Raw genomic sequence first — 22,673 nt, 5'->3', positions numbered from 1 at the left:
ACGGTGGTAAACGTGACCCATGTCCAAAGTCACCCCAGCCACGCGCGCGCTTGCAGCCGCCGACGTTGCCTTCACCGTGCACACCTACGACTACGATCCCGACGCCGAGAGCATCGGCCTGCAGGCCGCCGCTGCGCTTGGTGAGGACCCCGCGCGCGTGCTGAAGACGCTGATGGCGCTGGTGGACGGCAAGCCGATCTGCGTCGTCGTCCCGTCCGACCAGGAAGTCTCCATGAAAAAGCTCGCCGCTGCCGCGAGCGGCAAGTCGGCGCAGATGATGAAGCCGCCGGAGGCCGAGCGCGTCACCGGCTACAAGGTCGGTGGCATCAGCCCGTTCGGGCAGCGCAAGCCGGTGCGCACCGTGATCGAGCAGAGCGCGCTCGCACATGATCAGGTCTATCTCAACGGCGGCCAGCGCGGCTTGCAGGTTCGGCTGAAGCCGGGCGATGTGCGCGATGTCCTCAAAGCGGTCGTCGCGGATGTGCTCGCGTGAGCGCCGCGCGTTACTGCTTCTGCAGCAGTTTGAGCCGGCAGCGCAACGCCTCGCGGATATGCGCCCGCGCAAGCTGCTCGGCCTTGTCGCCGTCGCGTGCGGCGATGGCGTCGATGATGGCCTGGTGCTCGCCGTGGCTGGTCGAGGGACGGCCCGTCACCGTGAAGGTGGTCGGGCCCAGCAGCGCGATCCAGTCCTGCAATTCGCGCGAGGCGTTGTCGAGATAGCGGTTGCGCGCCGCGCGGCAGATGGCTTCGTGGAAGGCGCGGTTGAGCCGCGCCATCTCGGCAGCGTCTGACGCCGACGCCTCGACAAAGGCCTGCTCGATATCCCTGAGCGCGTGGACTTCGGGAGTGGAGGTGTGCTCGGCGGCCAGGCGCGCTGCAGCACCTTCCATGATCTCCCGCATGGCGTAGAGCTCGAGCACCTCGGAAATATCGAGGTCGCGCACGATCAGTCCGCGGCCGCCGGCGGGCTCGACGAAGCCGCGGGCCGCGAGACGGCCAAGCGCCTCACGGACCGGCGTGCGGCTGACCTTGAGCCGCTGCGCGACCTCTTCCTCGCGCAGCCGGTCTCCGGCACGGTAACTGCCGGCCTGGAGCGCCTCGCACAGCGAGCGGAACACGGCTTCGCCCAGTGCCACGCCGCCGCCGCGTGTGATCGATCCGCCTGACTTTGCCACGCGCCTGGCCATCTTCCCTCACGGCGCATCCTGCCCATGCAGAGATGGCACTTGCCGCGCCGATGTATATCTTTGTATACAAACGTACGCAATGGCTGCCGTGGGTCGATCGGGGTCCTCGGCGGCAGAATGTCTCTAACTTCGTCGCATCGGGCAGACGGGATGAGCAGCAAATACGACGTGCTGGTGATCGGCGGCGGCAATGCGGCACTGTGCGCGGCGATCTCGGCGCGCCGCGGCGGTGCCTCGGTGCTGGTGCTGGAGGGCGCGCCAAAATTCTATCGCGGCGGCAACACCCGCCACACCCGCAACATGCGCTGCGCCCATGATGCGGCGACTGAGATCCTGACCGGTCCCTACACCGAAGAGGAATTCTGGCAAGATCTGCTGCTGGTGACGGGCGGCCAGACCGACGAGGTGCTCGCCCGGCACATGATCCGGGAGTCCAAGGATATCCTGAACTGGATCGTGGAGCAGGGCGTGCGCTGGCAACCCTCGCTCGGCGGCACGCTGAGCCTCGGCCGTACCAACTCCTTCTTTCTCGGCGGCGGCCGCGCGATGCTGAACGCGCTCTATCTGACCGCCGAGCGGCTCGGCGTCGATGTCGAGTACGACGCCGAGGTCACCGATCTCGTGATCGAGGACGGCATGTTCCTCGCCGCGCGCCTCAAGCGGCCGATCAAGGGCGAGACCGAGATCCGCGCGACGTCGCTGGTCGCCGCTGCCGGCGGGTTCGAGGCCAACATCGAATGGCTGAAGCAATATTGGGGCGAAGCCGCGGACAATTTCCTGATCCGCGGCACGCCCTATAATCGCGGATCGATCCTGAAGATGCTGCTCGACAAGGGCGTGCAGGAGGTCGGCGATCCCACCCAGTGCCATGCGGTCGCAATCGACGCCCGTGCGCCGAAATTCGACGGCGGCATCATCACCCGCCACGACTCCGTCGTGTTCGGCATCGTCGTCAACAAGCATGCCCAGCGATTCTACGACGAGGGTGAGGACATCTGGCCGAAGCGCTATGCGATCTGGGGCCGGCTGGTCGCGGCGCAGCCCGACCAGATCGCCTACATCATCTTCGATTCCACCGTCGTCACCAGCTTCATGCCGACGCTGTTCCCGCCGATCGCCGGGCAGACCGTCGCCGTGCTGGCCGGCAAGCTCGAGCTCGATCCGGCTGCGCTGGAGAAGACCGTCACCGAGTTCAACGCGGCCGTGCGGCCCGGCACCTTCGATCACACCATTCTGGACGACTGCGTGACTGAAGGTATCACGCCGCCGAAGACGCATTGGGCACGCAAAATCGAGACCCCGCCTTATCTCGCCTATCCGGTGCGGCCCGGCATCACCTTCACCTATCTCGGCACGCGCGTGAACAAGGAGGCGCGGATGCTGATGGCTGACGGCAAGCCGTCCGCCAACATGTTCGCGGCCGGCGAGATCATGGCCGGCAACGTGCTCGGCAAGGGCTATGCGGCCGGCATGGGCATGACCATCGGCAGCGTGTTCGGGCGGATCGCGGGACGGGAAGCGGCGAAACATGCACGGAACTAGAATTCTGGACGAAGCCGACCGTCTGATGACGGTCTGTAATTCCTGCCGCTACTGCGAGGGTCTTTGCGCGGTATTTCCCGCCATGGAGATGCGGCGCGCCTTCTCCGACGGAGATCTCAACTATCTCGCAAACCTCTGCCATTCCTGCGGCGCCTGCTACGTCGACTGTCAGTTCTCGCCGCCGCACGAGTTCAACGTCAACGTTCCGAAGACGCTTGCGGTTGCGCGCGCCGAGTCCTATGCGGCCTATGCCTGGCCGCAGGCGCTGTCCGGTGCCTTCGCCCGCAACGGGCTCGTCATCAGCGTCATCGCCGCGCTCAGCATGGCCGCCTTTATCCTCGGCTTTGCGGCCCTCAACGGCCACAGCGTGTTGTTCGGTGTGCACACCGGCCCTGGTGCCTTCTACAAGCTGATGCCGCACAACGCGATGGCCGCATTGTTCAGCGCCGCCTTCCTCTACGCGATCCTCGCGCTGGTGATGAGCGTGCGTGCCTTCTGGCGCGACATCGGAGCTCCCATTGGCGGTCGCGCCGACGGCGGCTCGATCTTCCAGGCTGTCCGCGATGCCGGCGAGCTGCGCTATCTCCACGGTGGCGGCGTCGGCTGCTACAACGAGGACGACAAGCCGACCGACCGGCGCAAGCTTTTCCATCACCTGACGTTCTACGGTTTTCTGCTATGCTTCGCCGCGACGTCGGTGGCGACGCTCTATCACTACCTCTGGAGCCGCGAGGCGCCGTATCCGTGGTGGGATCTGCCCGTGGTGCTGGGGACACTCGGCGGCATCGGTCTCATCGTCGGTCCGATCGGCCTGTTCGTCGCGAAAACGCGGCGTGCACCGGAACTGCTCGACGAGCAGCGCTACGGCATGGACGTCGGCTTCATCGCCATGCTGTTTCTGACCGGCTTCACCGGCATGGCGCTGCTTGTCCTGCGCGAGACCGCTGCCATGGGACCGCTATTGGCCCTGCATCTCGGCGCGGTGTTCGCGCTGTTCATCACCATGCCCTATGGCAAGTTCGTGCACGGCATCTATCGCTTGGTGGCGCTGGTGCGTTATGCGCAGGAGCGGCGCAGCGAAGCCGGCTCTTGAGAGGCATGCGCGGCTGACGTATTTCTGGGCCGTTCGCGCACAGCGCGAATCGCTTAGGGAGCCCGCGCTCATGTACATGTTTCTGCCTTTCCTGCTGGCGCTCGCGGGCTGCGCGAGTGCCTGGCGTTCGCGCGCGGGACTAAGCTATGCGCTCTGGAGCGCAACAGTCGTGGTCACGGTCGCATGGTTCTTCCACCACGCGACCGATCCACTCAAATTCTCGTTCTGACGGTGTCGAGATGGGCACTGCAGAGATGAGCGAGCAACGGCCGGTCGGCGCGATCCTGAACATGCTTGGGCTGCTCGGGATCTCGTTGATCCTGACGGTGGCGTTCACCTATCAGCTTGCGCTCGGCGAGCTGCCCTGTCCGCTTTGCCTGTTGCAAAGGGCCGGGTTCATCGCGGTCGGCATGGGGTTCCTGTTCAACATGCGCCTCGGTGAACGCGGGTCTCACTACGCGATGATCCTCGTTTCCAGCCTCGTCACCGGCTTCATCTCGATGCGGCAGGTGTCACTGCATCTTGCGCCCGGCGATCCTGGATACGGCTCGGCACTGTTCGGGCTGCACTTCTATACCTGGGCGCTGATCGCGGCGATCGGGATCGTGTGTTATGTCGCGCTCGTCTTCATCCTGAAGGATGTGACCGGCAAGCGAGACGGGGACGCGCCTTTGAACGGTGCGGCATCGAACACGGTCTTCGCGATCTTTGCGTTGCTGGTCGCCGCCAATCTCTTGTCCACCGTGCTGGAGTGCGGCGCGGGGCAGTGCGACGACAACCCGGTTCGCTATCTCCTGCTCAAGTGATCGGATTGAAGCGGCCGTCGTGCAGGAACGCGATCGTCTGCTCGATCGCGACGGCATTTCGTGGAAGTCCGGTGTGCGATGCCTTGACGACGATGTGGTCGGCCATGTCGGCCAGCTTCGCGCTTGCGACTGAAACCCGTCCGTCATTGGGCCGCGGCAGGACAAAGGCCGAGGCGATCGGCGCGATGGTGCGGCATCCCGCGATGACGCCGATCGCATAATCGGGAGGCGGCAGGGCGGCGAGCACAGGGGGCTGGGCTGTCGAAAGCTGCGAGCCGGCTGGACCGAAAACAGCGCGGTAGAGCGAGAGGTCCTTCAGGAGATCGGCGACTTCGCTGCCGCCGTTGGGCGTGCCCAGCATCACGACGCGGCCGAGCCGCACCGGACGATATCTCGCGATGTAAACCCGGGCGAGCAGCCCGCCCATGGAATGGGCGACGAAGTGGATCGCGCCGTCGCATTGCTTTGCAAACGCGGCGACCGGCGCGTGGATGTCTTCCGCAAGCTCCTCGAGCGGCTTCTTGCGGCTGGGGTAGTCGAGATTGAGCGTGGCGAAGCCGTGACGCTGCAACGCCCGATCCAGCCTCTTCAGCGTCCAGGCACCGACGCCGATGCCGTGAAGCAGGACCACGCCGTCGCACCGGGCTTCCGCCGGAGCGACGGCCGTGGACTTGTCGTCTTTACGCAACCTCGCGCTCCGGCGAGGACGCCTGCTCACGGGCCATCGTCGTTGCCGTGACATAGTCGGTCTTGCCGGTGCCGAGCAACGGCACCTTGTCGACCACCATGATCGCCGCGGGCACGGTCAGCTCGGACGCGCCGATCGCCTTGGCCTGGCCCTGCATCGCACTGCGCTCGGCGGTCTTCTCCGTCGTCAGCAGCACGATGCGCTCGCCCTTGCGCTGGTCGGGGATCGACACGGCGACCGAGGCGGCTTGCGGCCACAGCGTCGTCGCGATGCTCTCGACCGCCGACAGCGAGACCATTTCGCCCGCGATCTTGGCGAAGCGCTTGGCGCGGCCCTTGATGGTGATGAAGCCGGCCGCGTCGATCGCCACGATGTCGCCGGTGTCGTGCCAGCCCTCGGCGAGCGGTTCGAGCACGCCGGGATTTTCGGCCCTGAGGTAACCGAGCATCACGTTCGGTCCGCGCACCGAGAGGCGTCCGCCTTCCTCGATGCCGGGGACCGGATCGAGGCGGCTTTCCATCAGCGGTGACAGGCGGCCGACGGTGCCGGGACGGTTGGCCATCGGCGTGTTCATCGCCAGCACCGGCGCGGTCTCGGTGACGCCGTAGCCTTCCAGGATGCGGATGCCGTAGCGTTCCATGAACACCTGACGTGTGCGATCCTTCACCGCCTCCGCGCCGGCGATCACCAGGCGCAGCGTGCGGAAGTCGTAGGCGTGCGCCGAACGGGCGTAGCCGGTGAGGAAGGTGTCGGTGCCGAACAGGATCGTGGCGCCGGTCTGGTAGATCAGCTCCGGCACGATGCGGTAGTGCAGCGGCGAGGGGTACATGTAGATCGGAATGCCGGCGAGCAGGGGCATCATCATTCCGCCGGTCAGCCCGAACGAGTGGAACACCGGCAGCACGTTGAACACCTTGTCATTGGCGTTGGCATCGACCCGGGCCAGCGCCTGCGCCGCATTCGCAAGGATGTTGCGATGGGACAGCACCACGCCCTTGGGCGTGCCTTCCGAGCCCGACGTGAACAGCACGACAGCCGAATCGTCGGCCTGGCGGGCGACGCGCGGCGCAGTGCCTGCGAGCAGGCCCTTGATCTTGTCGGCCGTACCGATCGAAGCGCGGACGTCCTCGAGATAGACGACGCGCGCCTCTGCGGAGACCGCGGCCATCAGCTTGTCGAGCTTGCCCTTCTCGATGAAGGCCTTTGACGTGAGCACGGTTTTGACCTGCGCGGCCTTCATGGCGGCGAGGACGTTGACCGGGCCGGCCGAGAAGTTGAGCATCGCCGGGACCCGGCCGATGTTTTGCAGCGCCATGAAGACGACGGCGACACCCGCGGAATTCGGCAGCAACACACCGACATTCTCGCCGGCCGTGGTGCCGGCCTCGAGCTTGCGGCTCAAGACCTGCGCGCCGAGGATCAGCTTGCGATAGGTCAGCTTGGTGCCGAGCGCGTCCTCGATGATCACCTTGCCGGTATCGCGGTCGCGATAGGCATGTCCGAGTGCTTCGAACAGGGTGTGGTCGAGCATGGCGTTCTTGACCATGGCGTCGATCATCACGTCCTGGAGCGCGGCGCCCGCGGCATTGCGGCGTGCCTTGCCCTTCAGCGCCGGATCGACCGGAAGCTTGACCGGCGGCAGGATCGTGACCGTCACCCGCGGAAACCAGGAGCGCTTGATCTGGCTGCCGTTGAGATAGCTGAGATGCGACCGCTGCGCGCCCTCGATGCGAATGGGCACGACCACCGCGTCGGCCTTGTCCGCGATCATCGCGGTGCCGTCATAGACCTTCATCAGCGAGCCGGAGACGGTGATGCGTCCCTCAGGGAAAATGACCACCGGCTCGCCGGCGGCGACGAGCTTGATCAGGTCGCGCGCGGCCAGCGGCTTGGTCGGGTCCATGGTGTAGTGCTTGACGACGCGCAGGAACGGCTTGGCCCACCAGGCCTTGGAGATGCCGGTATCGACCGCGAAGCTCGCATCGATCGGCAGCACGGCGTGCAGCAGCGGGCCGTCGATCAGGCTGACATGGTTGGGCGCGATCAGCATGCGCGTGCCCGGAGGCGGCAGGTTCTCGAGCCCGCGAACCTCGGTGCGGAACAGCGCGCGGAACAGCAGCCCGCCGAAATCGCGGACGCCTTCCTTGCCCCACTTGGTCAGCACGAACCACACTGCGCCGAAGCTGGCGACGCCGAGGCCGAAGAAGATCCAGCCGACATGCAATCCGCCCGCCTGCAACAGCGCGACGAACAGCGAGCCTGCTACCATGAAGGCGGCTTGCAGCACGTTGCCGGCGGCGATGATGCGGGCGCGCTCGGACGGTGCCGACCAGGCTTGCACGGCAGCGAAGGAGGGAACGACGAACAGGCCGCCGCCGAACGCGAAGGCGACGAAGTCGATCAGCATGCGCAGCCCGGCGAACGAGGTCGCGAAGTCGACCGCAGCGATGTCCTGGCCCCTGGTGGTCACGCCGATGGCCCAGGCGAGATCGAGACCGGCAAAGCCCATGATGATGGCGCCGATCGGCACCAGCGCGAGGTTCGGGCGGACATGGCTCAGGCTGGCGGCGAACAGCGAGCCGATGGCGATGCCGATCGCGAAGGTCGCGAGGCACAGCGTCACCACGCCTTCGGTGCCACCGACGACGTCCTTGACCAGCGCAGGCAGCAGCGACAGCACGATGGCGCCGACCAGCCAGAACCACGAGACGATCACGGTGCCGTCCCACAGCCGCTTGTCCGCGTAGAGCGTCTTCAACAGGCCGACCGTCGAGGTCCAGGGATTGGCGTTGACGGGCAGGTCGGGGGCGGATGGCGTCGTCTGCGGAATGCGGGAGGCGAAGGCCCAGGACAGCAGGGCCAGCACGACCACGGCCGATGCAACCCAGCCCATATGCGCGGAGCCGGCCACGAACTGGCCGCCGGCGACGGTGCCGAGCAGGATGGCCATGAAAGTCGCGCCTTCGACCAGCGCGTTGCCGGTTGCGAGCTCACCGAGCTCGAGCTGGTCCGGCAGCATGGCGTATTTCACGGGGCCGAACAGGGCGGCGATGGTGCCGAACAGCGCGAGCGCCGTGAACAGCAGCGGCACCGAGTGCAGGAAGAAGCCGGCGGCGGCAAAGGCCGCAGCAAAGATCTCCGCGAATTTGAGCCGCCGCGCGACGACGGATTTGACGTATTTGTCGGCGAGCTGGCCGCCGAGCCCCGACAGGATGAAATAGGGGAAGATGAAGACGGCGCCTGCGACCGTCACCAGCGCGTCGCCGTGACCGGTCGCGGCACTGTAAAGCAGGATGATGACGAGTGCGTTCTTGAGCACGTTGTCATTGAGCGCCGAGAAAAATTGCGCCCAGAACAGCGGCGCGAAGCGGCGTGACGACATCAATTCCCTGATCATGACAAGTCCTGTTTTGGGAAGGCAGCCTGAGATTGTTAGGTTGTCGGTGAGGCGTCACGACCGGAAGCTTACGGGACGAACGATGGCTGGATGACGACGGTCGCCGGCCTGCTCTGTCCCCTCGACCCTTCCGATCCTGTTGGTCTCCAAATGGTCTCGTTAGGTTCGCAAATATCTGGTCGCAGCCGTGGTTCGGACGGACCGGCCGCGCTGTCCCGGATACCGCGCCGGGCGATGAGGAAATGTTGAACCGCATCGCCAAAGGCCGCGACATCGGCTGCGAATGTCGGGACATGGTAAGTCCTTCCTTGCAACCGGGTCTTGCATTCGAGCCGACCGGAACGTCCCGGGTGCGCCCGCCTCACGTGAGATGAGCGAGGTGGCGAAAGGGCGAGAGGCGGCCGAGCAGGCTGAACCGGCGGCCCGCGTGACGGGCACGGGCGCGGCTCGCCCGCCACATCCGGAAGGTCGCGCGGCGCTCGGTGAGCACGCCGGCAATGTCGCAGGCATTTGCGATGCGATCGATCGGCGCCATCGCGAACCGCAGCAGGGTGCGGCCAAGGCCGGTCACGAGAGCCGCGGCGTCGTCGACGAAGGTGGAGGCGATATCAACAGCGAGGGTTTGCATTTTGCAGATCTCCGGGTTAATTTGAACAATGTTCACATGAGTAGCTTGAAAATGAACAATGTTCAAGAAGAATCGCCACGCGACCAGAAAAAAAATCGGCGGAGGCTCCAGATCCTGGAGATCGCCCGCGGCATCATTTCAGCTAAGGGACTGAGATCATTGAAAGTTCGTGACGTTGCGGAGGCCGCCGGTTGCTCGGTGGGCAGCGTCTATAACGAGTTCGGCGACTTCGACGGGGTGATCCTGACGGTGAACCGGGAGACCGTTCAGGCGCTGACGGTACGGCTCGCCGAGGTTCCGGCCGAGGACCCCGTTCGCCAGCTCTACGGGTTTGCCGAGACTTATCTCGAATTCTTCGCCGAGCACGCAAACCTGCTGCGCTCGCTGTTCGAGCATCGGATGGAGGACGATCGTCCTTATCCCGACGACATCCTTCAGATGGTGATGGACGCTTTCGCGCTGATGCATCCAGCCCTGGTGCGGCTGCTACCGGCTGCGGACGACGTGAGGATCGCGCTGCTGTCGCGCACGCTGTTTTCCGCCGTGCATGGAATCATCTCGCTCGGCCTGGAGGAGCGCATGGTGGCGGTGCCGCCCCAGATGCTGCGCCAGCAGGTCGAGCAATTCCTCGATACGCATCTTGCCGGCCTCGGGATCGTGCCGGTCGGCGCGCGGTCGTCTTGAGGAGACCAAGCGGCTACCACGCGTATCGCAGGCTCGCGGTGCCGGAATAAGTGGTGCTGCGCGCCGCGAACTCGCCGTCGAACTTCGCCGACAGGGCAACGCCGTTCGAAAACTTCAGCTCGGCACCGGCAGATGCGAGCGCGGTGTCCTTTGCCGGCGTTGCGCCGTTGACGATGAAGCTCGCGCCGGGCAGCGCCTGGAATGCGGCGACGAGCGTCGGGTCGCTCACCCAATCATGGGCCCAGGCCGCGCGGCCGCGCAACGTGAGGACCGAATTCGGCGTGACCAGCGTCGCGCGATCGAAGCGCGCGCCGAGCTCGCTCCGTGTGTCGGAGGCCGTGCGTCCCTGATAGGTCAGGCCAAAGCCGCTGCCGGCCAGATCGGCCTCGGTATAGGTCGGTGTGCGAAAAGCCTGCGCCTGCGCCGCCACATATGGCGTGAAGCCGCCAATCGGCGTGGCGAAGCGATAGCCGCCCTCGATGCGGCCTCCGACGGTTTGCGCGTCGAATTTGGCGGTGAGCTGGTTGCCGAACGGTGCGAGCCGATCTGTCGACATCCAATGATTGGCCACGGCGAGAGAGGCGGCAAAATAGGCTGGCCCTGTGCGCACGGCGGTGTAGACGCCGGCCTGGATTGCATCGCTCTTGCCCCCGCCGATCGCCTGCGCGAGATCCCATTTGGTGCCGCCGCCCGACAGCGCGAAACCGACAAGCGCATCGCGGCCGAAATGATAATCGGCGCCGGCCGCGACGCCGCCGGCGCGCGCGCCGAGGTCGTGACTGCCGATCACGACGGGGTCGCCGCCGGTGCGGTTGGTGCCGCCGAACGCCGTGCCCCAAGCCGTCCAACGCTCCGCAAAGGCCGGCGCTTTCATGGCCGGCGTCCCCAGCACCTTGTTGTAGGCGAGGGCGATATCGTCCGGCAGCGCGGCGCGTTCGGGGCTGAAGCCGAGCGCCGTGTCGCCGGTGCTCATGCCACTGCGTCCACCCACGAACGGATCAAGCATGAGGCCGAGGAATTGGCTCGTGAACTGGAAGGCGCCCTGCTGCGCGCCGGTGGCCGCTTCACCCGAAAGCTGGTCCAGACTGTAACGGAGCTGGGCGTCGCTCTCGCCTGCGAAGGAGGAGAGGAAAGGCAGGTTGGGACCGAACGCGCTCAAGGCGCCGGCCACGGCCTTCTGGTTTTGCGTTTGGGCGATGGAGAGGAATGCGGCGTTGTTGTAGTTGAGCGTCAGGAAGACGCTGAACCCGTCATAGCTGAGGGAGGAAGCGAAGAGCTGCGGATTGTATCCGCTGACAGTGACGCCCGAGAAGCTGCCGATGACGCCAGTCGTCGTGCTGAGGATCGTGTATTGCGTCGAGGGGTTATAGGCGCCGGCGATCGTGTTGACTGCGACGGTGCCGCCGTTCAACGTTGCGTTGACCGCGAGGATCTTCTCGGATTGTCCGGTAGCGGTGACGGAGATCGCGTAGGTCGAACCGGCGTTGAACGTGACGTTGCCATTGCTCGTCAGCGTACCGAGATTGCCGGGCAAGACCGTGCCGCCTGACAGCACGGTCATATTGCCGATGGCGCCGTTGCCGCTGAGAATGCCCCCGCTGACGGTCGTGGCGATGTTGGGCATCGAGCCGTTCACCTCGAGGGTGCCGGCCAGGATATTCATGCTCGCGATCTCGGTCGTCGAACCGTTCATCGTCCAGGTGGAGCTGCCGGTCTTTTCCAGCGCCTCGAATTCCCGGAACTGACCGGCCGCGCCGAATATGCTGAGATTGAACGCTGCGTTGGCAGTACCGCCCAGGCGCAGCGTGTCCGTTCCGTTGCCGCCGAGGACCCATCCCGTGATGCTCGATCCCGCTCGCAACTCGAAGACGTCGTTGCCTCCCTTCAGGTCGACAGCCGTGCTGACGCCACCGCTGATGATCGTGCCTGAGTTGATGATGGTGTCCTGATTGGCCGAGCCGATGATTGCCGTGCCCGAGGCACTTGATATCGTGCCGGCGTTGCTGACGACGTTGCCGTCGGCCGCGCCGCTCAGATCGACGGCCGCGACATTGATGGCATGGACAAAGCCGCTCGACAGGATGTTCGCCTGATTGTTCGCCGACCCGGCACCGATGCTGATGCTGATGGCTCCGGTCACGCCGTTTCCGACCGTACCTCCGATCACGATGATATTGTTGCTCGAATTGGCCAGTGCGAGCCCCGACGTGGCGAGGCTCGATGACCCAACCATGGCGCCGGCATCCACTGTGATCGTGTTGCCGCCACCGCCGATCACGTCAATGCCGTCGCTGTTGGCAGAGGTGACGGTTGCGTTGCCGAAGACCTTGACCGCACTATTGGATGCCGCCTCGAGGACAACGCTGGCAAAGGTCGGGTCGTTCACGGAGGTCGCGGTGCCGTCGCCAATGTTGACGGTGACACCGCTGACCACGGGCGCCGTCTTGACCTGGGTGTTGCCCGCTCCGGTGCAGGTGATCGAATCGCCTGACTGCAGCGCTGCCTGCGCGCCGCTTCCGGTCACCACACAGGCCGCCTCTGCCGGCGTCGCGAGCCACGGCAGCGCACTACCTGCGGCAACGGCGCCGATCGCGGTGCTCAAGAGAAACGCATGCCGCCGACACGTCTTCGCGCGACGGATCTGGGGCGGGGGCAACAAACCATTCCAGGGCACCTGCAAACTCCTCTTTCGGCACGGTCCGGGCGGAATTCGGACCGCAACGTTGGCTGGTGCCATGCTTAGCGGGGGAGGTTCCGGCCATCGTGGATCAGCGCGCAAGGCGGTGTGGCGGAAAGCGAAAGACGCAGTTTTTTCGGGAGCAATGTGGCCGCGGCGTCACACAGCTTCGCCGTCGCGACGCCGTTGGACGATGTCTGCAATCGGATGCCGGGGTTGAGAGGGCGCCGGCGCCTATCAGCCTCGCGCCGCGACGGCTTCGCGCGGACGGGTTGCAACGACGACGACGTCCGGTCTGCCGTTGTCGACCTGTACCCGGTTGCGCCCCTTTTCCTTGGCACGGTAGCAGGCGGCATCCGCGCGCCGCATGGCGTCCTCGAGCGTGGTGTTGCCGTCCGCGATACAGGCGACGCCGATGCTGGCGGTCACCGCAAAGCAACGATCATCCCAGGCGAAGGTGAACAGCTCGAGCGATCTGCGCAGGCGTTCGGCGATATCGACGGTGGTCGAGGGCGAGCATTGCGGCAGGATCAGGCCGAATTCGTCGCCGCCGAGCCGGGCCACCAGATCATGCGGCCCCCGGTCCTGTTGCAGCAGGCGCGAGACCTGGCAGAGCAGGCGGTCGCCGGCGAGGTGGCCGCAGGTGTCGTTGACGCTCTTGAACTGGTCGAGGTCGAGCAGGATCAGGCCCAGCGAGCCCGCCGCGGTGGTGTCCAGCACGCTTTGCAGGCGCGCCTCGAAGGCGCGGCGGTTGGACAGGCCGGTCAACCAGTCGTGCGATGCCTGCCATGCCAGGCGCTCCCTCTCGGCATGCAACGCATCCTCGAACGCCTGTCGTTGCAGCATCAAGCGCCGCGTGTGCCAGATCAGGAGCAGGATCAGTGTCGCGGCCGCCACGATGTTGATGCACGTCAGCGTTACCTTGATGGCGCGGGAGCCTTCGCCGAGGACGGTCGAGAACCGCTTTGCATGCACCGTGAACTGCGTGTTGAGTTCCGAGAGCCGCGACGACAGCAGCCGCAGGCGGTCGCGGTCCTCAATGGGTCCGTGCGCCAACTCGGACCGGATGACCTCGCCGAAGACGCTGAGCTCCAGCAACATGGGATCGGTGGCCGCCCACTCGTGGATCGCTTCCTGGAGGAAGCTGACGCGGCTGAAATAACGGAACAGCCAGATCAATCCCGGAACGTCATCGGGATGGTTGCCGCCTTGCAGAAACCCGACGCGGGCGGCCTCGACGTCGACCGGATCGCGCTCGAGTGCCCAGCGCGCGAACTCATCGCCGATGGGAACGGCAAGGGACGCCTGGTAGTGGGTGAACTGGCTCGCCTCGCCTGAATGCAGATAGAGATTGAGGAAATAGACGGCGTTCTTCTGTGACCGCGACCACATCGCTTCGCCCGCGACATAGGCGCGGACCGATGACATCACTTCGAGGCTGAATCCCGCGATCGTTGCCTGGAGCACGACGACCATCACGAATGGCGAGACAAGTTTGATGACGTGAAGGAAACTACGCCCCTTCGTCGACGTCGCTGTTCTGCGAAACACCCTGCATTCCCCAAATCGATCAACGACCCCACCGGAGCGTCGCGCCTGCAACGCCAAGTAGAGGGGAAAGTTGCTTAACTCGACCCCAAAGACGCAAGCGACTGCACTGCAGGGTGAAAGCGTCGTGAAGCGGATGCCCGCAGATCGTTGCAAATGCCGACGAACCGGAACCGATACGGTCGTAGCGAACCGATGCCTCGCATTCGTCCTGCGCGGTTTACCTGATCGAGAGAGTTTGGTCCGGCGCTAGACCAGCACCGGCTTGCGCACGCGGCCAGCGTCGCCGAACACGCGCAAATAGCGTTCGATCTCGGAGGGCATGCCGGTCGCCTTCTCCGGATTGTCCGAGAGTTTGACGGCCGGGTGGCCGTCAACCGACGACACCTTGCAGACCAGCGAGATGGGATCGAGATTGAACGAGCCGTCCGGCGGGCAGCCGACGAAATCATTGGTGAGGTTGGTGCCCCAGCCGAAAGAGAGCCGCGAGCGACCGGAGAAGTGGTGATAGGTCTCCTCGATCGAGCCGACATCCATCGCATCGGAGAAGACGAGCAGCTTGTCCTTGGGGTTGCGGCCCTTCTTTTCCCACCAGGCGATGATCTCCTCGCCGGCCTGGATCGGTGGCGCGCTGTCGGGGCGGAAGCCGGTCCAATCGGCGACCCATTCCGGCGCATCGCGCAGGAAGGATTTGGTGCCGAAGGCGTCGGGCAGCGCGATCAGGAGATTGCCGCCATAGGTCTGGCGCCATTGGTCGAGAATGCGATAGGGCGCCCAGCGCAACTCCTCGTCGTCCTTGGCAAGCGCAGCCGCGACCATCGGCAGCTCATGCGCATTGGTGCCGATGGCTTCGAGATCATTGTCCATCGCCAGCAGCACGTTGGAGGTGCCGATGAAGGACGGGCCCAGGCCTTCCTTCACCGCCTCGACGCACCAGCGCTGCCAAAGGAAGCCGTGGCGGCGGCGGGTGCCGAAGTCGGAGAGCCGCAAATTCTCGAGCTGGCGCAGCCGCTCGACCTTGGTCCACAGCTTGGCCTTGGCGCGGGCATAGAGCACGTCGAGCTCGAAGCGGCCGCGGCCCTTCATCGCGGCGCGCGACCGCAACTCGTTGAGGATGGCGAGCGCCGGAATTTCCCACATCGTGGTGTGGGTCCAGGGGCCGTGGAAATGCAGCTCGTACTGGCCCTCGACCTTGCGCAGCTCGTATTCGGGCAGCCGGAATTCGGCCAGCCAGCGGATGAAGTCCGCCGAGAACATGTGGGTCTTGCCGTAGAAGGTGTTACCGGCAAGCCAGATCAGCTCTTTCTTGGCGAAGCGGATGGTGCGGGCGTGGTCGAGCTGGGCGCGCAGCTCGCCCTCGTCGATGATCTCGGCCAGCCGCACATGGCGCGAGCGGTTGATGACCGAGAAGGTCACCTGCTGATTCGGATAGTCCTCCCGAATCATCTGCAACATCAATAGCTTGTAGAAGTCGGTATCCAGCAGGCTGCGGATGATGGGGTCCAGCCGCCAGCTATGATTGTAGGTCCGGCTCGCAATATCGGTCACTGTCATGGGACAATTCTAGCGTGGCGGCCCTCGCGCAACCAGTGGGTTTGGCGAAGGGCAGACTTCCCTGAAACCGTAACCGAGGCTCAGTCTCCGGCCGCCGTTGCCGCCACGGTTTCGAGCTGGCCGCGGATCCAGCGATGGGCCGGGTCTTTCTGATAGCGCTGATGCCAGACCATGAACATCGGCAGCTCGGCCAGCGTCTTTGTCCGCGACGCTAGCGGAATCGGTACATGCGCGAAACCGCGCATCACACCGGAGGCGAGCAGGCTCGGCATGCTCGCCAGCATCTGCGAGCCGCGCAGGAAGGGCGGCACGCCGGAAAAGCTCGGCACGGAGATGGCGATGTCACGCAGAAAGCCGTTCGCCGCCAGCCGGCGGTCGAAGTCGAGCCGCTCGTTGTCGGTATAGACCACCGTGATGTGGCGTGCCGCGAGATAGGCACTGCGGCCGGCCGGAGCTGTGCGCACCTTGGGATCGAAGTAGCAGACGTAGTGATCGCTGAGCAGCCGCTTCTGCACGATGTCCACGCCGGATGGCGGCAGCGGCGTGACCATGAGATCGCAGCGGTTTTCGCGCAGCATGGCGGGCGACGGCGACTGCGAGGGGATCACGCGCAGGTTCAGGCTCCTGACCTGTCCCGCGACATGGTCGAAAAACCGCGGCAACAGCAGATCGCGCTGGAAGTCGTTGGCGGCGATCGTCAGCGAAAGCTGCGCGCGCGCCGGCTCGAAGGTGACGCCGCCGGCAAAGCTGCGCATCTCGTCGATCAGCGCCCGCGCTTTCGCGGCCAAGGCCTGGGCATGGGCGGTGGCGACGATGCCGCGGCCGGATTTGGCAAACAGCGGATCGCCCGCGATCCGCCGCAACTTGTTCAGCCCGTGACTGACCGCCGATTGCGTCAGACCAAGCCGCGTCGCTGCCGCCGTGACCGAACCTTCCTCCAGCACGGCAAGGAACAGTTCGAGGGCGTGGCCGTCGAGCGCCAAATGATCGATTTCCTTCATGTAATTCATTATAATCGATCTATTTATCTTGAGAATAGATCGTCCCATGATCTCCCGATAAGCCGCGCCCCCGGACCCGGGCGCCACAGGGAGAGACAACGCCGATGAACGTCCAGGCGCCAGCCTTGCAGGATCCCCGCCTCAACCGACCCGAGCCGTTCACGCCGCGCGACGGCGGCTTCTTCCAGCGCGACCATTCGATCCATCCGCCGGCGCATGCGCCCGGCTACAAGTCCTCGGTGCTGCGCTCGCCGCGCCAGCCGCTGCTGTCGATCGAGAACTCGGTCTCGGAGATCACGGGTCCGGTGTTCGGCCACAACGATCTCGGCCCGCTCGACAACGATCTGATCCGCAACTACGCCAAGGACGGCGATCCCGTCGGCGAGCGCATCATCGTCCATGGCCGCGTGCTCGACGAGACCGGCCGCGGCGTGCCGAACACGCTGGTCGAGTTCTGGCAGGCCAATGCCGGTGGCCGCTACCGGCACAAGAAGGATACCTATCTCGCCCCGATCGATCCGAATTTCGGCGGCTGCGGCCGCGCGCTGAGCGACGACACCGGCTACTATTATTTCCGCACCGTGAAGCCGGGCCCCTATCCCTGGCGCAACTTCGTCAACAGCTGGCGTCCCGCCCACATCCACTTCTCGGTGTTCGGCTCGGGCTTTGCGCAGCGGCTGATCACCCAGATGTATTTCGAGGGCGATCCCCTGATCCCGGTCTGTCCGATCCTGACGACGATTCCGGACAAGGACGCGCTCGACCGCCTCGTGGCGCCGCTCGACCTCAACGCCTCGACGCCGTTCGACTCGCTCGCCTACCGCTTCGACATCGTGCTGCGCGGCCAGCGTTCCACCTATTTCGAAAATCGCACCGCGGGGAATTGAGCCAATGCCGCAGCCGCTCGACTATCTCAAGGAAACCGCCTCGCAGACCGCCGGGCCCTACGTCCATATCGGCCTGATCCCTGCCATGGCCGGCTTCGACATTTTTGAGAAGAACTTTTCTAACGTGCTGGTGACGCCGAACACGCCAGGCGAGCGCATCACGCTGGAGGGCAAGGTGTTCGACGGCAGCGGCACGCCGCTGCGCGATGTGCTGCTCGAAATCTGGCAGGCCAACGCAACCGGCCGCTATAACCATCCGGCCGATCGCCTGGCCGGCGCGGTGGACGAGGAGTTTCGCGGCTGGGGCCGCGCCGGCTCCGATTTCGACAGCGGCCTCGTCACTTTCGAGACCATCAAGCCGGGCGCGATCACGGACAAGGCAGGCCGCAAATGCGCGCCGTACGTCAATATCTGGATCGTCGCGCGCGGCATCAACATCGGTCTCAATACGCGACTCTATTTCTCCGACGAAGAAGCCGCGAATGCCGCCGACCCCGTGCTCAACCTGGTCGAGCCGCCGGTGCGGCGCGCGACGCTGATCGCCACGCGCGGTGAGCGCGCCGGCAAGGTCGTGTACTCCTTCACGATCAATCTGCAGGGGGCGGAGGAGACGGTGTTCTTCGACGTCTGACGATCCGCCGATCGCCCCGCAGGATCATTCCACCTGGTCGCCTCGATTGATCGATCCGCGCGTGGTGGCTTGCGGTGGTTGCTGGCGCATCTCGCGCGATCCCGGCCGCTCGGCCGGGGCGCGCCCCACTCTTGGCTTCAGCTCCGTCAAATCGATGAAGACGTCGGCCTGCCGGCGCAGTTCGTCGGCCACCATGGGAGGCTGGCTCGCAAGCGTGGAGACGACCGTCACGCGGACGCCCCGGCGTTGCACGGCTTCCACCAGTGAACGAAAATCCCCATCGCCCGAGAACAGCACGATCTGATTGACGTGCTCGGCGAGTTCCATGGCATTCACGGCGAGTTCCACATCCATGCTGCCCCTCATCTTGCGGCGGCCGGTCGTGGCGTCAACGAACTCCTTGGCGAGCTTGGTGACGACGGTGTACCCGTTATAGTCGAGCCAATCGATCAATGGGCGGATTGACGAGTATTCCTGATCCTCGCTCACGGTCGTGTAGTAGAAGGCTCGCAGCAACGTACCTCGGCCGTGAAATTCGCCGAGCAGGCGCCTGTAGTCGATATCGAAACCGAGCGCCTTGGTGGCGGCATAGAGATTGGGGCCATCGATGAAGACCGCAATCTTCTCAAGCGAAGACATTATGCACTAATCCCCAGTTCCGCATTGAAGCCGGCAGGTTCAGCCGCCAGGGCTGTGTGCCGGCCGGAAAACGCCGAAGTCGCCGATGGCCCGCGGAAAAAAGGCGGCGCAGACGGCCGGAGGGGGGGCCGTCCCGCGCCAGTTAAGGGAGGTTGCTGCTATCAGCGCCAGGATTCCGAATGTAGTCACGTTAAGGCGTGCACATGCCACGCTCAATTGTACGGAGGTAAACGGCGCGTATCCAAAGGGTTGGATGCTCTATACGAAGGTAAGTGGCGCGCTGGTTCGGATCTCGACAGCCCGGCGCGATCACGAATGGCCTCAAGCTTCGCCGCCATGGAGTTGGGCGCGAAAGGCGCGCGGCGACAGGCCCGTGGCCGCGGCATAGACGCGGCTGAAATAGGCGGGATCCTCGAAGCCGAGCGCGTAGGCGATCGTCGAGACCGGCAAATTGGTGTAGACGAGGTTGCGACGCGCCTCGCGGATCAGCCGGTTGAGGATCAGGTGCGAGGCGGTGTCGCCGGTCGCCGCCCGCGTCAGCCGGTTGAGATGGGTCGGCGTGATCGACAGCGCGCCTGCATAGTCCGCAACGCTCCAGCGTTCCAGATGATGCTGTTCCAGCAGCGCCTCGAAGCGGCGGAACAGCCCGCTTTCCGCCGTGCCGTTGCCGCCGCTCTCGCTGGTGAGCGCGCGGGCCACCAGCCCGATCATGGCCGCCGACAGTGCACGCAGCACGTGCGCGCGGCCGAAATCGCGTGCGGCGTGCTCGGCGAAGATCTGCTTCATGGTGGTGCGGATCTGCGGCGTGCCGCGCACCACGGCCGATCGGGACAGGGTGCCGCGCAGTCCTTCCGAGGCAAGCAGTGCCTCGTCCAGAATTTCCGCAGCGATGGTCAGCACCCAGCCTTGGGTATCGGGCTCGAAGCGGAAGCCGTGGACATGGCCGACCGGCACATTGACGACCTGCATCGGCCGGAGCGGCACCACGCGCCCGTCGAGCGTCGCCTCGCCACCGCCGCGCTCGATCAGCAGCACCTGGTGCAGCCGGGCATGGCGGTGCACGGCCAGCGTCCAGTCGTGCAGCACCGAGCGCGACGCGATCGTCTCGCAATGCACGACGTCGGGCAGATCGCCGGACTCGCCGAAGAGGTTGTAGACCCGGATTGCCGGGGCTGAGGCTGCGGTTCTCATGTTCGAATAGTACAAGACAAAGACGAAACCCTCCATCGGTTTGCGGCGCCCCATCTGCAAAAAACGCGGCGACGGGAGGACGTAAAAATGAAAGTTCAGGTCTGCATCATCGGCGGTGGGCCGTCCGGGCTGCTGTTGTCCCAGCTTCTGCACCTGAAGGGCATCGATACGGTCGTGCTGGAGAAATACAGCCGCGACCACGTGCTCGCCCGCATCCGTGCCGGCGTGCTCGAGCACGGCTTCGCCAGGTTGATGCGCGAGGCGCAGTGCGGCGAGCGGATGGACCGCGAGGGCGAGATCCACAACGGTTTCGAGATCGCGCATGACGGCGTGCTCTCCCATATCGACCTGCACAAGCATTCCGGCGGCAATTCGGTGCTGGTCTACGGCCAGACCGAGCTGACGCGCGACCTCTACGAGGCGCGCGATCGCCTCGACGGCAAGGTCGTGCACAACGCCGAGGACGTGACGCCGCACGATCTGACGTCGGACCGGCCCTACGTGACCTATCGATCAAACGACGAGATCGTCCGCATCGATTGCGATTACGTCGTTGGCGCCGACGGCTTTCACGGCGTCAGCCGCAGGTCCATCCCGAAGGACGTGCTGCGCGAATACGAGAAGGTCTATCCATTCGGCTGGCTCGGCGTGCTGTCGCGCACGAAACCGGTGTCGCCCGAGCTGATCTATGTGAAGCATGAACGCGGCTTTGCGCTCTGCTCGCTGCGCTCACAAGTGCTGAGCCGCTACTACGTCCAGGTGCCGTTGACCGACAAGGTGGAGGACTGGAGCGACGATGCATTCTGGACGGAGCTGAAGCGCCGTCTGCCGGACGAGGTCGCCGGCCGCCTGATTACCGGGCCCTCGATCGAGAAGAGCATCGCGCCCTTGCGCAGCTTCGTCGCCGAGCCGATGAGCTACGGCCGCCTGTTCCTCGCCGGCGATGCCGCCCACATCGTGCCGCCGACCGGCGCGCGCGGGCTCAACAGCGCGGCGTCCGACATCTACTATCTCTACCACGCCATGCTTGCGCATTATCAGCACGGCGACGATTCCGGCCTTGCGGGCTATTCCGCCAAGGCGCTTGCGCGGATATGGAAAGCGCAGCGTTTTTCGTGGTGGATGACGATGCTGCTGCATCGTTTTCCCGACCGTTCCGAATACGAGGACCGGCTTCAGCAGACGGAGCTCGAGTACCTGCTCTCGTCCGAGACGGCGCAGCGGCTGCTCGCGGAGAATTACGTGGGTCTGCCGTTTTAGCGACGGTTTGTGACCGCTCAGCTGACGTTGCCGCTCCAAAGGGGAGCTCTCCTCGCGGCACGAGGCGAGTTCGCCCGTCAGGCCGGTTCCCTTTCAATAAGTGGTGACGGACGCCGAAATGCTCTGTTGCCTTGTGCGATAGTTCCTACCTCCTCAACCGAACAGGAGGGCGCAGCGATGACGAATACAGCGCTTGTGGTCGGCGCCAGCGGTATTGTCGGCAGCAATCTCGCCCGCCATCTCAGCGATCGCGGCTGGCAGGTGCTTGGGCTCGCAAGGCGCCCGCCAAGCGGCCTCGATGGTGTTCGTCCCATCGCGGCCGATTTGCAGGATCCGGCCTCGCTTCGCGACATCCTGGCGAGCCTTCGTCCCACTCACGTGTTTCTCGCCACATGGCTACGTCAGCCGACCGAGGCGGAAAATATCCGCGTTAACGCTGCGATGGTGCGCAACGTGTTGGGAGCACTTTCCGGCGCAGATACGCTTTCTCATGTCGCGCTGGTCACCGGGCTAAAGCATTACCTGGGACCGTTCGAATCCTACGGTAAAGGCAGGCTGCCCGCGACGCCATTCCGCGAGGAGCAACCGCGGCTCGATGTCGAGAACTTCTACTACGCTCAGGAGGACGAACTATTCGATGCGGCCAGGCGCGGTGGTTTCAGCTGGAGCATTCACCGCCCGCACACGATCATCGGCTATGCGATAGGCAACGCCATGAACATGGGAACGACGCTTGCCGTCTACGCGACGATCTGTCGAGAAACGGGGCGGCCATTTCTCTTTCCAGGCTCGGCGATGCAATGGACCGGCCTGACGGATATGACGGATGCCAGATTGCTGGCGCGGCACCTGGAATGGGCCGCGACGACGACGGTCGCGCGAGACCAGGCATTCAACGTCGTAAATGGCGATGTCTTCCGATGGAGCTGGATGTGGGCGCGACTGGCCGGCTGGTTCGGGTTGCAGCCTGCGCCCTTTCCAGAGGAAATTTCGCCGCTTGAGCGTCAGCTTGCCGATTCAGGTCGTATATGGGCTGATATCGCGCTCAAGTATGATCTCGTCGAAAGAGACCTCTCCGTCCTTTCGTCGGCATGGCACACCGATGCCGACTTGGGCCGACCTATCGAAGTCGTCACCGATATGAGCAAGAGCCGTAAGCTCGGTTTCCCTGAATATCAGGCGACGGACGACAGTTTTTTCGATCTCTTCAGCAGGTTGCGTGCCGCGAACGTCATTCCTTGAGCCTTCTGACGAAGAGTA

19 protein-coding genes are annotated in these 22,673 nt (G+C 64.8%); 10 read left to right on the top strand and 9 right to left on the bottom strand.

Annotation, left to right across the window (positions count from 1 at the left end):
* The first annotated feature begins 19 nt into the window (after positions 1-19).
* Positions 20-493, top strand: a complete 474-nt coding sequence (ybaK, locus tag AB7290_RS34920; protein ID WP_085402168.1) for a Cys-tRNA(Pro) deacylase — start codon at positions 20-22, stop codon at positions 491-493.
* Between the two features lie 10 nt (positions 494-503).
* On the opposite strand, the gene AB7290_RS34915 is transcribed toward ybaK, so the two are convergent.
* Positions 504-1,187 (bottom strand): GntR family transcriptional regulator, encoded by a 684-nt coding sequence (locus AB7290_RS34915; RefSeq protein ID WP_085402167.1) that lies wholly within the window; start codon positions 1,185-1,187, stop codon positions 504-506.
* Positions 1,188-1,337: 150 nt separating this feature from the next.
* Here AB7290_RS34915 and tcuA point away from each other — a divergent pair, with 150 nt between their 5' ends.
* The 4 genes from tcuA to AB7290_RS34895 all read left to right on the top strand — a co-directional run bounded on the left by tcuA (position 1,338) and on the right by AB7290_RS34895 (position 4,628).
* Positions 1,338-2,729 (top strand): FAD-dependent tricarballylate dehydrogenase TcuA, encoded by a 1,392-nt coding sequence (gene tcuA, locus AB7290_RS34910; RefSeq protein ID WP_085402166.1) that lies wholly within the window; start codon positions 1,338-1,340, stop codon positions 2,727-2,729.
* Positions 2,716-3,822 carry a tricarballylate utilization 4Fe-4S protein TcuB gene (gene tcuB, locus AB7290_RS34905; RefSeq protein WP_085402165.1) on the top strand — a complete coding sequence of 369 codons (1,107 nt, stop codon included), beginning with the start codon at positions 2,716-2,718 and terminating at the stop codon, positions 3,820-3,822. Before tcuA ends, tcuB begins: the two co-directional genes overlap by 14 nt.
* A gap of 70 nt (positions 3,823-3,892) precedes the next feature.
* Entirely contained in the window at positions 3,893-4,051 is a 159-nt protein-coding gene (locus AB7290_RS34900) for a DUF5993 family protein (protein ID WP_201266196.1), read from the top strand.
* Between the two features lie 25 nt (positions 4,052-4,076).
* Positions 4,077-4,628 carry a disulfide bond formation protein B gene (locus AB7290_RS34895; protein WP_354079026.1) on the top strand — a complete coding sequence of 184 codons (552 nt, stop codon included), beginning with the start codon at positions 4,077-4,079 and terminating at the stop codon, positions 4,626-4,628.
* Here AB7290_RS34895 and AB7290_RS34890 read toward each other — a convergent pair.
* Positions 4,621-5,316 (bottom strand): esterase/lipase family protein, encoded by a 696-nt coding sequence (locus AB7290_RS34890; protein WP_085402164.1) that lies wholly within the window; start codon positions 5,314-5,316, stop codon positions 4,621-4,623. The genes AB7290_RS34895 and AB7290_RS34890 overlap by 8 nt on opposite strands.
* Positions 5,309-8,713 carry an acyl-[ACP]--phospholipid O-acyltransferase gene (locus AB7290_RS34885; protein ID WP_354079024.1) on the bottom strand — a complete coding sequence of 1,135 codons (3,405 nt, stop codon included), beginning with the start codon at positions 8,711-8,713 and terminating at the stop codon, positions 5,309-5,311. The genes AB7290_RS34890 and AB7290_RS34885 overlap by 8 nt, the downstream gene beginning before the upstream one ends.
* 679 nt (positions 8,714-9,392) lie before the next feature.
* On the opposite strand from AB7290_RS34885, the gene AB7290_RS34880 reads away from it, so the two are divergent.
* The gene (locus AB7290_RS34880; RefSeq protein WP_085402161.1) at positions 9,393-10,025 is read left to right on the top strand and encodes a TetR/AcrR family transcriptional regulator; all 633 of its coding nucleotides are present in this window, start codon (positions 9,393-9,395) and stop codon (positions 10,023-10,025) included.
* Positions 10,026-10,038: 13 nt separating this feature from the next.
* Here AB7290_RS34880 and AB7290_RS34875 read toward each other — a convergent pair whose 3' ends face one another.
* From AB7290_RS34875 to AB7290_RS34860, 4 genes are all read right to left on the bottom strand, one after another.
* Complete coding sequence (locus AB7290_RS34875) at positions 10,039-12,627, bottom strand: autotransporter outer membrane beta-barrel domain-containing protein (protein ID WP_245344127.1); 2,589 nt, start codon at positions 12,625-12,627, stop codon at positions 10,039-10,041.
* 312 nt (positions 12,628-12,939) lie between these two features.
* Entirely contained in the window at positions 12,940-14,253 is a 1,314-nt protein-coding gene (locus AB7290_RS34870) for a GGDEF domain-containing protein (RefSeq protein ID WP_085402160.1), read from the bottom strand.
* 246 nt (positions 14,254-14,499) lie between these two features.
* The gene (gene pncB, locus AB7290_RS34865) at positions 14,500-15,804 is read right to left on the bottom strand and encodes a nicotinate phosphoribosyltransferase (protein WP_028159033.1); all 1,305 of its coding nucleotides are present in this window, start codon (positions 15,802-15,804) and stop codon (positions 14,500-14,502) included.
* 80 nt (positions 15,805-15,884) lie between these two features.
* The gene (locus AB7290_RS34860; RefSeq protein ID WP_085402159.1) at positions 15,885-16,814 is read right to left on the bottom strand and encodes a LysR family transcriptional regulator; all 930 of its coding nucleotides are present in this window, start codon (positions 16,812-16,814) and stop codon (positions 15,885-15,887) included.
* 95 nt (positions 16,815-16,909) lie between these two features.
* On the opposite strand from AB7290_RS34860, the gene pcaH reads away from it, so the two are divergent.
* Entirely contained in the window at positions 16,910-17,692 is a 783-nt protein-coding gene (pcaH, locus tag AB7290_RS34855) for a protocatechuate 3,4-dioxygenase subunit beta (RefSeq protein ID WP_041955084.1), read from the top strand.
* Between the two features lie 4 nt (positions 17,693-17,696).
* Positions 17,697-18,323 carry a protocatechuate 3,4-dioxygenase subunit alpha gene (gene pcaG / locus AB7290_RS34850; RefSeq protein ID WP_085402158.1) on the top strand — a complete coding sequence of 209 codons (627 nt, stop codon included), beginning with the start codon at positions 17,697-17,699 and terminating at the stop codon, positions 18,321-18,323.
* Between the two features lie 24 nt (positions 18,324-18,347).
* Here pcaG and AB7290_RS34845 read toward each other — a convergent pair whose 3' ends face one another.
* Both AB7290_RS34845 and AB7290_RS34840 read right to left on the bottom strand, forming a co-directional pair.
* On the bottom strand, positions 18,348-18,962 hold the full coding sequence (locus AB7290_RS34845; protein WP_085402157.1) for a LabA-like NYN domain-containing protein: 615 nt from the start codon (positions 18,960-18,962) through the stop codon (positions 18,348-18,350).
* Positions 18,963-19,283: 321 nt separating this feature from the next.
* Positions 19,284-20,189: a helix-turn-helix domain-containing protein gene (locus tag AB7290_RS34840; protein WP_085402198.1), complete on the bottom strand. Its 906-nt coding sequence runs from the start codon at positions 20,187-20,189 to the stop codon at positions 19,284-19,286.
* A gap of 51 nt (positions 20,190-20,240) precedes the next feature.
* Here AB7290_RS34840 and pobA point away from each other — a divergent pair, with 51 nt between their 5' ends.
* Both pobA and AB7290_RS34830 read left to right on the top strand, forming a co-directional pair.
* Positions 20,241-21,413 carry a 4-hydroxybenzoate 3-monooxygenase gene (gene pobA, locus AB7290_RS34835; RefSeq protein WP_085402156.1) on the top strand — a complete coding sequence of 391 codons (1,173 nt, stop codon included), beginning with the start codon at positions 20,241-20,243 and terminating at the stop codon, positions 21,411-21,413.
* A gap of 177 nt (positions 21,414-21,590) precedes the next feature.
* Entirely contained in the window at positions 21,591-22,655 is a 1,065-nt protein-coding gene (locus AB7290_RS34830) for an SDR family oxidoreductase (protein WP_085402155.1), read from the top strand.
* Positions 22,656-22,673: the final 18 nt, after the last annotated feature.

It is taken from the genome of Bradyrhizobium sp. 613_E4_N2_2 (assembly GCF_052075995.1).
GTDB lineage: Bacteria > Pseudomonadota > Alphaproteobacteria > Rhizobiales > Xanthobacteraceae > Bradyrhizobium > Bradyrhizobium barranii.
Note: the sequence above shows the minus strand (reverse complement) of the source record. Positions and strands in the feature narration are given on the sequence as shown.